Source organism: Corynebacterium sp. NPDC104732, assembly GCF_055583565.1.
This window is the reverse complement of the sequence record NZ_JBVJNS010000034.1, coordinates 1-10,877: the sequence shown is the minus strand read 5'-3', so window position 1 is coordinate 10,877 and position 10,877 is coordinate 1. Positions and strand designations below refer to the sequence as shown.

The window sequence follows — 10,877 nt, the reverse complement described above, 5'->3', positions numbered from 1 at the left end:
ACAGTCCTACTGACAGGCATAACAAGCAGCTTCCTCCCGGCAACACACGCCGGGCTCAGCCACGCAGACCCTCCAACAAAAAGTCCGCAGTCCCCTTTTGCTATTTGGTGTTTTTGGTCCGAGACTCGAATTCCAGGTCTCGCATTTCACCGGCGAACCGGCTAACCGGAAACCCCGAACCAGCAGCCCTTTATCCCAGCGCTTTGGAGCGCTGCCAGCGGTAGAGCCCGACGGCTGCGGTGAGGAGTGCTGGGATTCCGAAGGTGCGTACAGCCTTGCGGACGGAGCGGTAGTCGCGGATGTCCCAGCCTTGGAGCTTGGCCAGGCGGGTGAGGTCGCGGTCCGGGTTGATTGCTACTGCGGTACCGACCATGGAGAGCATCGGGACATCGTTGATGGAGTCCGAGTAGGCGGTGCAGCGGGATAGGTCGAGGCCTTCGATGGAGGCGAGGGCTGCGACGGCATGTTTTTTACCGGGACCGTGGAGAATATCGCCCACGAGACGTCCGGTGAACCGGCCGTCGGATACCTCGGCGACGGTGCCGAGGGCGCCGGTGAATCCGAAGCGACGCGCGAGGATTTGGGCGAGTTGCACTGGGGTGGCGGAGACGAGCCAGACTTGTTGGCCGGCGTCGATGTGCATTTGGGCGAGGGCGCGGGTGCCGGGCCAGATTTTTTCCAGCATGGTGGTGTCGACAATGTTTTCGCAGAGTTCCACGAGCTCGTCAACGGAGCGGCCCTTAATGAACTCGAGGGCTTGGGAGCGGCCCTCGGCCATGTCGGCTGCGTTTTCCGCGCCGGTGACGCGGAATTTGAGTTGTTTCCATGCGACGGGGAGGATGTCGCGGAGGGTGAAGTACTTGTGGCGGTAGAGCCCGATGGCAAACATGGTGATGGAGGCGCCCTGGATGAGGGTGTTGTCAACATCGAAGAAAGCAGCAGCGCCGTGGTCTTGGGGGATATCCGGGTCGGGGGCGGTGACCTGGCGGGCACCGGCGGCCTCGAAGGCACCTCCCACGGAGTCGACGCCGGCGTGGAAGTCGGAGAGCTCAATGCCGTAGACGGAGCGTACTGCAGAGTCCGCAGCGGCGTGACCGGCTTTCTTCTGGCTTTCCTCATCTACCGGGGGCAAGGCGCGGTCTTCGAGGAAGCGGCGAAGGTTGCCTCGGGATGCGCTCCAGTTGGCGAGGAATTCCTCAGGGGTGAGCGCGAAACCATCCATCAGGGCTGCCTTTCGAAGTGAGCTAAGTACGATAGTCAATCGTAAGCATTTTCAAGAAAAGTTGCTTGGGACGAAACACGAGAAATGATGGCGAAATCGGTGTTGGTGGAATTAATGACTCGCTCGACCTGCGGTTCTTGTCTGCGGGTGCGGGAGCAGATCATGCCTGTGATTATGGCAACCGGGGCGACCCTTGAGGTTGTTGATGTAGATGAAGCTGGGTTGGCCACGGAATATGGGGATCGGGTGCCCGTTGTCGTGATCGATGGGGAAGAGTTTGCGTGCTGGGAAGTGGACAATGAGGAGCTGCGCGAGGCGCTACTGGGGGGATGATAATTGGCCCCTCGTTCATAATGGGGCTACTCTGAAAGATCGAATATTGTGCCACTTGGGGTAATTCGAAAGTTCGATTCCGCGCTATGAGTGAAAGCGGTGAGTGTAGAGCGTGAGCGTACTGGTTGTCGGTATGTCGCACCGCTCCGCGCCTGTGAAGGTGCTGGAGCAAGTAAGCATGGATGATGTCGTCCGCGACAAGACCGCGATGGCGCTGGTCGATCAGCCGTCGTTGTCCGAGGCCATGATCGTGTCTACGTGTAACCGAGTTGAAGTCTATGCGGTAACCAACAGTTTCCACACTGGGGTCAATGAGGTGGTGGAGGTGCTGCACCGTAACAGTGGTGTGGACTTGGATACGCTGCGGGATCACCTTTATGTGCGTTACGCCGACGCGGCCGCCGAGCACATGCTCACTGTAACGTCGGGGCTTGACTCCATGGTGGTGGGGGAACAGCAAATTATTGGCCAGGTCCGCACCGCTTATCAGCGGGCTGGGGAAATTGGCACGGTGGGGCAGGCCCTCCATTCGTTGACGCAGGTTGCGCTACACACCGGTAAGCGGGTGCACACGGAAACCGATATTGATGATGCCGGTGCATCCATGGTGAGCTTCGCGATCTCCCGCGCGTTGGATCTCATGGGGCTCAAGGAGTCGGAGCAGCCGCTCGTCGGTAAGCGTGCGCTGGTGTTGGGGGCGGGCGTCATGGCGTCGCTGGCGGCCACCCACCTGGGCCGCCTGGGGATCAGCGAACTGGTGTTTTCCAACCGCACGAAGTCGCGCGCGGAGGTTCTCGCGGAACGTTCTCGCGACCTGGGGATTGCGTCGCACGCCGTCGACTTTGATGACCGCGACAGCGCCATTCCGCAGGTAGACATGGTAATTTCCGCGACCGGGGCAGACAACTTCACCATCGAGCCACGCCATATTCCCCGCACCGGGATGCCGCTGATGCTGGTGGATCTGTCCATGCCACGCGACATCGACGACGAAACCGCCACCATCCCAGGCGTGCAGCTGGTCAACATCGAGCGCCTGCACGAGGAACGCGACACCAACTCCAACGAGGTGCAGCAGGAAGCGCGCGCCATCGTTGACGCTGAATTGCAGCACTACATCTCCGAGCAGCGCGTGCGCAACGTGGTTCCTGCCGTCGCAGCTTTACGACGCCACGCCCACGAGATCGTGGACGTCGAACTCGAACGCCTGGGCACCCGCACCCCGACGATGGGGGATGCGGAACGTGAAGAGGTGGAGAAAACGGTGCGACGGGTCGTCGATAAGCTGCTGCATCAGCCCACAGTGCGGGTGAAAGAACTGGCCGTCACCTCGGGTAGCGTCTCCTACGAGACGGCCCTCCAGGAACTTTTCGGACTCGAGGCAAACCGCTCCGTGGACGTAAAAGCGAAAGACCTACCGAAAGCGAACATGCCGAAAACGGCGACAAACATCAAGGAAACGCAAGGGGAAAAGTGATGCTGAAGATCGGTACCCGTGGCTCCAAACTGGCCACCACCCAAGCAGGCCACATCCGGGACGCGCTCATCGCAGCCGGCCACCCAGCGGAGCTCACGATTATCACCACCCCCGGTGACATCAACATGTCCCCGGTGGAACGTATCGGTGTCGGCGTATTTACCCAGGCCCTGCGGGACGCGATGGCTGCCGGCGAATGCGACATCGCAATCCACTCCTTCAAAGACCTCCCCACCGCACCCGATGAGCGCTTCCACCTGGTGGTGCCACAGCGCTCCTATCCGTTTGACTGCCTCATCGCCCGTGACGGCATGAAACTGGCAGACCTGCCGACCGGTGCGCGCGTGGGGACTTCCGCGCCACGTCGCGTGTCCCAACTGCGGGCGCTGCGCCCCGACCTTGACATCCAGCCCCTGCGAGGCAACATCGATACCCGCATGGGCAAGGTCACCACAGGCGAGCTGGACGCCGTGATCCTGGCAGCCGCTGGGCTCGCCCGCATCGACGTCCTGGACAAAGCAGGAGAGGTCCTGGACATCAACGTCATGATTCCAGCACCAGCCCAAGGAGCGCTGGCTGTGGAATGTCGCGCAGACGATGCTGATGTGGTGGCCGCGCTCAACCTGCTGTCCGATCCACGGGCCACCGCAGAAGCTACGGCGGAACGCTCAGTGCTGCGCACCCTCGAAGCCGGTTGCACCGCCCCTGTCGCCGCATATGCCAGTGCCACTGACGATCATCTGCTCCTCGTCGCCGGCGTGTTCGCCCTGGATGGCTCCCGCAGCTTGCGGGAACAGATTACTGGTCCGGTTGAGCGCGCAGCGCAGCTGGGTGCGGAACTCGCCCAGCGCCTGTTAGAACAGGGCGCAGCAGAACTCATGCAGGATGAGAAGTTTTCCTAAAACTCGCCGTATGCTCTAGGGTTGACCTAGCACATGTCGACCCAATCCGATGGGATTAGGGTCGGCTAACGGCATTATGGAAGGTACTCGTCTGCCCCATAGGTAGATCACGACGCTGAAAGCTTAAGAAAAGACTTACATGACTAAGCCCCAACCGGCTGAGAAGCACCAAGAACTCGGCACCGTCATTTTCGTCGGTGCTGGCCCCGGCAATCCAGATTTGCTCACCGTTCGCGCCCGTGAGGTACTGGGCGGGGCATCCTTAGCCGTCGCCGATGCCGCCGTGCTCAGCGGGGTTCGGGCCATCGTGGGGTCAGACTTGCCCATCCCGGAAGAAAAACAACAGGCCTTCGATGCCGAATACGAACGGATCTGTGCGGAGGCCAAGGCCAATGGGGCGCGACGTCGCCCCCCGAAGCCTCCGGGGCCGTCAGCGGCAGACATCGTTGAGGTGGTCGAAGGATCGGCTCAGGATGTCGCCCAGCAGCTGCACGACCTGGTGGCCACTGGAACCAACGTGGTTCGGTTGGTCACCGGCAATCCGCTGTCCAGCAACGCCGTCCTCGCAGAGATTAACGCCGTGGCCGCAGCAGGGCTGGAATTCAACGTGGTCCCAGGCATGTCTCTGCCTGCTACCGTTCCGACGTTCGCCGGGATCGCCCTGGGATCTACCTACACCGAAACTGATGTGGCCCAGGATGACGTGGACTGGGACGTGCTGGCCGTGGCGCCGCAACCATTGGTGCTACAAGCCGAAGCAGGAGATTTGCCGACGATCTCCGCGGAACTTCACCAACGCGGGCTTTCGGCTGATTTGCCAGCTACCGTGACCGTAAACGGCACTACCCGCTTGCAGCGCACCTACGACACCACCTTGGGCACCCTCGGTAAGATCGACGGCGAACTTCCGGGGCGCATCGTGGTGACGTTAGGAAAAGGCGTGGACAACCGGTCAAAGTACTCCTGGTGGGAGAACCGCAGCCTGTACGGCTGGCGCGTGCTGGTGCCACGTTCTAAGGAACAGGCCGGGCCGATGTCCACTCGGTTGGCCTCGCACGGTGCGATTCCACAAGAAGTGCCGACGATCTCTGTGGAACCGCCACGCAATCCGGCTCAAATGGAACGAGCGATCAAGGGCATCGTGGAGGGACGCTACCAGTGGATCGCCCTGACCAGCGTCAATGCGGTCAATGCGCTGTGGGAAAAAGTCACCCAGTTTGGGCTGGATGCACGGTCCTTCGCTGGCGTCCACATTGCCTGCGTCGGGCACAAGACGGCGGAAGCTGTCAGCGCGCTCGGAATCACCCCAGAGCTGCTCCCCAAGCCGACTGAGCAAAATGCCCAAGGCTTGGTCAACGTCTTCCCGGAGTATGACGAAGACCTGGACCCGGTGGGGCGCGTGCTGCTACCACGGGCCGACATCGCCACCGATGTGCTGGTGGACGGGCTGATTGGGTTGGGCTGGGAAGTCGATGACATCGTGGCCTACCGCACCGTCCGAGCCGCTCCACCGAGCGCCGAGATTCGCGACATGATCAAGTCCGGTGGCTTCGACGCAGTCTGCTTCACGTCATCGTCCACCGTGGCTAACTTGGTGGGCATTGCCGGTAAGCCACACCAGCGCACCATCATTGCGTGCATTGGGCCGATGGCTGCCGCTACCGCGAAGGAGCTGGGGCTACGAGTCGATGTGGTGCCGGAGGTCGCGGGCGTTAACGAACTCGTGGATGCCCTCGCCGAGCATGTTGCGGGCTTGCGGGCAGCAGGTCAACTTCCGCCGCCGCGGAAGAAGCGCCGTGCGCGTCGTAAAGCTGCAGAATAGTCGCTTAAACTGGGAGGAAACCTCATGTCCGAAATCACCCGTCGTCCTCGTCGCCTCCGCACGAGCCCGGCGATGCGCGCCCTCGTGGCGGAAACATCGCTTCGCCCGGCGGACCTGATTCTGCCGATGTTTATCGCCGACGGCATTGAGGAGCCTCGACCGATCTCCTCCATGCCGGGCGTGGTGCAGCACACCTTCGCCACGCTTATCGACGCCATCCGGGAAGCCCGCGACGCCGGCATCAAATGTATCGACCTGTTTGGCGTGCCAGCCTCGGAAGACAAAGACGCGGAAGGCTCCCAAGCGTGGGCAGCGGACGGCGTCCTCAACCGGGCTATTAAGGCTGTACGTGCAGAATTCGGCGACGACATCCTGGTGATGGCCGACACCTGTCTGGATGAATTCACTACCCACGGGCACTGCGGTGTGCTGGCCACCGACCGCTTCGGTGACACGATCGTGGACAATGACGCCACCCTGGAGCGCTACCAGAAGATGGCCGTGGCGCAGGCAACCGCCGGTGCCCACATTGTCTCCCCATCCGGCATGATGGATGGACAGATCGCTGCGATCCGGCAGGCACTGGACGAAGCAGGCTTCGGCGACGTCGCGATCATGGCCTACTCCGCCAAGTACGCTTCCGCCTACTATGGTCCGTTCCGTGAGGCCGTGGGCTCCTCGTTGGAAGGCGATCGACGCACCTACCAGCAGGATCCCGCTAACGTGCGTGAGTCCCTGCTGGAAGTGGATCTGGATGTGGCTGAGGGAGCTGACTTTGTCATGGTCAAACCCGGTATGCCTTACCTGGACGTCCTGCGCGCTGTCTCTGAGGTGTCCCCCGTCCCGGTTGTGGTGTACCAGGTGTCCGGCGAATATGCCATGATTCAGGCAGCAGCAGCCAACGGCTGGCTCGACGGCGAGGCCTCCATGATGGAGGCGCTGCTGGCGTTCAAGCGGGCAGGCGCCAACCAGATCCTGACGTACTTTGCTGTCGAGGCTGCACGCATTTTGCGTGAGCAGTATTAGTTTTTAGGCCCACAAGGAGGGACTCGTGGAGGTCGCATCACAGCGCCCGGAAGCCGTTAACCTGGCGATGAACATGTGGCTTGGGGTCGTGGTGTTTGAAACCCTCCACCAGATCCTCAACGTGGTAATGGGACTGTTGGGTACCGCTGAGCTCAAAGAAGCTGTCAAACAGACGATGAACCCGCAGCAGCTGGAGACCCTCAGCGATCAGCAGCTGACTCTCCTGTCCGGGATAGCGGTAGTTTTCTCCGGGCTGATCGCACTCGCCATCGTTGTAGCGATCGCCTGGACTGCCTACATTTTCCGTAACGGCACCAAGCGTGCCGACGGTGCACGGCGATTCCTCACCGTTTTCGCAGTGTACTTTGCTCTCCGTGGCCTGTTCGTTTTTGAAATCGCCACCACAGCTAGCCTGCCGCTCCCGCTGGTGCTTGCCGACGGCATCGTCCAGCTCCTCACCGCAGTGTGTGCAGTGCTGGCCGCACTTTTTGGTGCTAAGAAAGAATCTGTGGAGTGGGCGCGCGCGATGCCTGCCGAGAAACCCTAGGACGTTAAGCACCATGACCTACATGTTTCCCTCAATGTATCGGGGTGGCGATGACGACCACGCACACACTGAACAGCGCGTTACCTTCGACGCGCCGCCGCTGCCGCTGAAGATTGGTTATTGGTGGCTCGTCGTTAGCGCCGGGCTCGCTATCTTTTTTGGCCTCGTCGTCGCAACGTCTGGCTATTCCGGGGACACCAATGTTGATCCGAGGCTGATCGCTGCAGTGGAGCTGAACCAGCGCTTCGTTGGTGTTTTTAACATTGTGGCTGGATTCTTGATCGCGATGCTAATGACGCAGGTACGCCGCGCGGTGAAATACTCGCGCCGCTGGACGCTCGCCGTCATTGTGCTGTGTGTGCTCGTTGACCTCATCGCCTTCACTGTCAAGGCCGCCGGAGTGGGGATCGCCCTCATCCCGATATTGCTCACCACAGGTGCGTTGATCATCTATCGTCCCATCGTGAACCAATACTTCGCCTACCAGAATGACGAGTATTAACAGTGGCTGATTTTGAAACTACCCCGGAGACTCTGCGTAGCTCCCAGAAGCAAATGGATGCGGCGATCGCCGAGGCGAAAAAAGCCGCGGCAGCTGCCGGGCTCGCCGGGGCCATTGACTCAGATGAGTCTCCGCATGTTCGGCTGGCACGCAGGCAGGCTTCCGCCCACACTTCCTTCGCGTTGGAGTTGGAGGGGTTGGAGTCAGCGCTGCATGTGGCTGACATTGAGGAAGCCCTCGAACAGCGTCCCGGAATCCGTGCGTCGGTGGTGTATGAGTCCGCCACGGCATGGATTACGGCGCCTGACGATGTGAGCCCCGACGATGTCATCGCGGTATTTGCTGATTTTGGCGTGCACGCGGTTCTCACCAACGCGTCGCTGCGTCGGCGTGCAGAGCGCCTGAATCAAACCCGGCGACCACTCCCATTGCGGGGACGCAGGAAAAAATTGGCGCTGCGGGCCACTCGACTGCCTCGTCGACGCCAGCAAGAGGCGGAGGAGCGCGCTGATCTGGCGGCGCGCCGGGCGGGCCGGCTTCGCGACGTCCAGCTGATTCGAAGCCAAGACGAAGAACCTACCGAGGTGCTGTTTACCGCGAAGGAACTACTGACGCGCTCCCGGCTGCTCGTTAGCGCGCTGCTCAGCCTACCGATTTTCATTCTTTCTTACCTTCCGGATCTCCAGTTCGACTACTGGCAGTGGGTGTGTCTCGCCATCGCCACGCCCGTGGTGACATGGGGTGCTTGGCCATTCCACCGTGCGACGGCTGCCGGCCTGCGACGGGGCATGTCTGCGCTTGATGCTGCGAGCTCAGCGGCGGTGCTGAGTTCCTACCTGTGGTCGATTTTCCTGCTGGTGTTCACCACAGCGGGAAGCCCGGATTGGCGCTTCCAGCCACAGTGGTTGGCCCAGAACTACAACAGGGTGGCCCAGGGCGAATTCTTCCTTGACGTTGCCTGCGGAGTGACGGTGTTCATGCTGCTGGGGAGCTTGCTCACCAGACGTGAGCGCCCAGACCTCATGGACGAGTACAAGGCCAAGATTCGGGGAGAACTCGACGTTGTGACGGTGGTGCGGAAAGACACCGCCACTTCAAAGTCTGTGCATGTGGAGATTCCGGTCCAGGAAATTCGCGTGGGGGATGACATCATTGTTCCAGGTGGCGCGACCATTCCGGTGGATGGGCGTGTGATCGGTGGCGCCGCGGAAATCCAACCCGGCATGTTTACGAACTATTCTGGGAAAACCGAGAAAGTCAAAGTAAATTCCACGGTGCATGCGGGCAGCTTTCTGCTTAGTGGTCCGCTGAAAATCCGCGTGCATAAGACGGGCTCGCAGACTCGCATTGCTTCTATCTACCGCTGGGTGAAGGAAGCCTCCCAGTATCAGAACCGTTCGGCTCAGCTGGCCACTAAAACGGCATCGTTGTTGGTGCCATGGGCGTTGGGGATTGCGGCCCTGGACTTTTTCCTCTGGTGGCTGATCGGAGCGAACATTAACGCCGCCGTGGCGTCGGCTCTTGCGATCCTGGCAGGTGTGGCGCCTGTCGCACTTGCCTTATCGACGAACGTAGCCATGAAACTCGGCATCGAACAGACCGCTCGCCTTGGCGTCCTGGTCCGCAATGCGGAAGTGATCCGTGAACTGGACGAGGTGAACTCGATGGTGTTTAACCGTGTGGGCACACTCACCGAAAAGGACATGTTCGTAGAGACCATCTCGGTGGCGGAAGGGGAGAACCCGGAGCTTGTCCTCCGTGTCGCAGGTGCTCTTGCCATGGAGAGCGTCCACCCCGCGTCCAAAGCCCTGGTGCGGGCCGCCCGCGAAGCACGTGACGCGGGAACCGGCGGTGAGGACATCCCGCACTGGATCGAGGTAGCGCACCCCCAGGTGCTGGACGATGGGACGCTGTCTGGCGGTATTGAAATCCCGCTGAAGAATTCCGAAGGGGAAGTGGAACTCCGCCAGGTCGAGGCAACCCTCGTGCGACCGCACGACCTTTCCGGCCTGTCCTCCCGACTGTCCAACGTGGCCGTCTCTGGCGGTATCCCGATTGTGGTGAGCTGGAAAGGCCAGGCCCGTGGTGTGATCACGCTCCGCCAAGACAACAAACCAGACGCGGAAGATGCCGTGGCCACGCTGGAAGAGATGGGCATTGAAACCATCATGATCACTAGGGACATGTACCCGGTGGCCCGCAGGTTTGCCGACAATCTCGGAATGTCCCGCGTCCTCGCGGGCATCGCCCTGAAAAAGAAAGTGCTTGCCGTCCGCAGCGTGCACACCCAAGGCGCCCAAGTTGCGATGGTTGGTGGCCTTGGGGTCCGCGAATGCCTCAACGTGGCAGATGTCGGCATTCTTATGGACGATCAAGTCCGATTGGACGTCCCAGAAGCAGATGTGGTGCTGCTGCGTTCCGACGTTTCAGTGGTTCCGGAACTTATAGCGTTAGCTCGGCGAATTTCCGCCCTAGTCGATCGCAACATCATGCTGGCCTGGGCTTACAACGCTTTGGTTATGACCGCCGCGGTGGCCGGTGTCCTGCACCCAATGGCAGCGACGCTGTTTACCATTTTGTTTACGTTCCTCATCGAAGCACGCTCAAACAACGTGCGGAGGTTTTAGGGGTTTCTCCTGCGTGATTTCGGTGTTGTCTGGCGATACTTCCACATCGCCAGACAACGTCGAATGAGATCAGAAACTCCCGAGAAGGTCAGTCCAAAACCTGAAATGAGCAGCCAGCCCCTTCCAAAATCAGGATCTCCATGTGATAGAGCAAACGTTGCCGCCAAAAGAGCCAGGCCTAGCACCAAAACAGCCGGCGATGGAACCCAACGCGTTGGTCTAGTCAATCCGAGAACAAATGAACAAAAGAAAGCCAAGGTTGTTCCCAACATAAGTAGGAAAGCCCAGCCTTCTATCTCTGACCAGGGCATCAACAACGCGACCTGGGGTTGCCCGCAAATCGTGGACAGTTAGTTAAGCGGCCTTGGGGGTTATCGAGTTGGGCTTGGTGGGATCATTGTTGATGGCGTTTTCGAAGG

9 protein-coding genes are annotated in these 10,877 nt (G+C 60.5%); 8 read left to right on the top strand and 1 reads right to left on the bottom strand.

Annotation, left to right across the window (positions count from 1 at the left end):
- Window positions 1-190: 190 nt before the first annotated feature.
- On the bottom strand, window positions 191-1,222 hold the full coding sequence (locus ACZ6ZO_RS12665) for an HAD family hydrolase (RefSeq protein ID WP_208769111.1): 1,032 nt from the start codon (window positions 1,220-1,222) through the stop codon (window positions 191-193).
- Between the two features lie 87 nt (window positions 1,223-1,309).
- On the opposite strand from ACZ6ZO_RS12665, the gene ACZ6ZO_RS12660 reads away from it, so the two are divergent.
- The 8 genes from ACZ6ZO_RS12660 to ACZ6ZO_RS12625 all read left to right on the top strand — a co-directional run bounded on the left by ACZ6ZO_RS12660 (window position 1,310) and on the right by ACZ6ZO_RS12625 (window position 10,458).
- Window positions 1,310-1,555: a glutaredoxin family protein gene (locus tag ACZ6ZO_RS12660; RefSeq protein WP_343159109.1), complete on the top strand. Its 246-nt coding sequence runs from the start codon at window positions 1,310-1,312 to the stop codon at window positions 1,553-1,555.
- Window positions 1,556-1,667: 112 nt separating this feature from the next.
- Window positions 1,668-3,032 carry a glutamyl-tRNA reductase gene (locus tag ACZ6ZO_RS12655; RefSeq protein WP_182387044.1) on the top strand — a complete coding sequence of 455 codons (1,365 nt, stop codon included), beginning with the start codon at window positions 1,668-1,670 and terminating at the stop codon, window positions 3,030-3,032.
- Entirely contained in the window at window positions 3,029-3,934 is a 906-nt protein-coding gene (gene hemC, locus ACZ6ZO_RS12650) for a hydroxymethylbilane synthase (RefSeq protein ID WP_182387043.1), read from the top strand. The genes ACZ6ZO_RS12655 and hemC overlap by 4 nt, the downstream gene beginning before the upstream one ends.
- Window positions 3,935-4,073: 139 nt before the next feature.
- On the top strand, window positions 4,074-5,756 hold the full coding sequence (locus tag ACZ6ZO_RS12645; RefSeq protein ID WP_182387042.1) for a bifunctional uroporphyrinogen-III C-methyltransferase/uroporphyrinogen-III synthase: 1,683 nt from the start codon (window positions 4,074-4,076) through the stop codon (window positions 5,754-5,756).
- Between the two features lie 24 nt (window positions 5,757-5,780).
- Window positions 5,781-6,782: a porphobilinogen synthase gene (hemB, locus tag ACZ6ZO_RS12640; RefSeq protein WP_343159113.1), complete on the top strand. Its 1,002-nt coding sequence runs from the start codon at window positions 5,781-5,783 to the stop codon at window positions 6,780-6,782.
- A 25-nt stretch (window positions 6,783-6,807) separates the two neighbouring features.
- Window positions 6,808-7,329, top strand: a complete 522-nt coding sequence (locus tag ACZ6ZO_RS12635) for a hypothetical protein (protein WP_182387040.1) — start codon at window positions 6,808-6,810, stop codon at window positions 7,327-7,329.
- 13 nt (window positions 7,330-7,342) lie between these two features.
- Complete coding sequence (locus ACZ6ZO_RS12630; RefSeq protein ID WP_182387039.1) at window positions 7,343-7,831, top strand: hypothetical protein; 489 nt, start codon at window positions 7,343-7,345, stop codon at window positions 7,829-7,831.
- 2 nt (window positions 7,832-7,833) lie between these two features.
- Complete coding sequence (locus ACZ6ZO_RS12625; protein ID WP_331251795.1) at window positions 7,834-10,458, top strand: heavy metal translocating P-type ATPase; 2,625 nt, start codon at window positions 7,834-7,836, stop codon at window positions 10,456-10,458.
- Window positions 10,459-10,877: the final 419 nt, after the last annotated feature.

What these genes read in the sequence shown, in the direction of transcription:
- ACZ6ZO_RS12665 (WP_208769111.1), bottom strand. Translation starts at nt 1,222, where the DNA reads ATGGATGGTTTCGCGCTCACCCCTGAGGAATTCCTCGCCAACTGGAGC.
- ACZ6ZO_RS12645 (WP_182387042.1), top strand. Translation starts at nt 4,074, where the DNA reads ATGACTAAGCCCCAACCGGCTGAGAAGCACCAAGAACTCGGCACCGTC.
- ACZ6ZO_RS12630 (WP_182387039.1), top strand. Translation starts at nt 7,343, where the DNA reads ATGACCTACATGTTTCCCTCAATGTATCGGGGTGGCGATGACGACCAC.
- hemB (WP_343159113.1), top strand. Translation starts at nt 5,781, where the DNA reads ATGTCCGAAATCACCCGTCGTCCTCGTCGCCTCCGCACGAGCCCGGCG.
- ACZ6ZO_RS12660 (WP_343159109.1), top strand. Translation starts at nt 1,310, where the DNA reads ATGGCGAAATCGGTGTTGGTGGAATTAATGACTCGCTCGACCTGCGGT.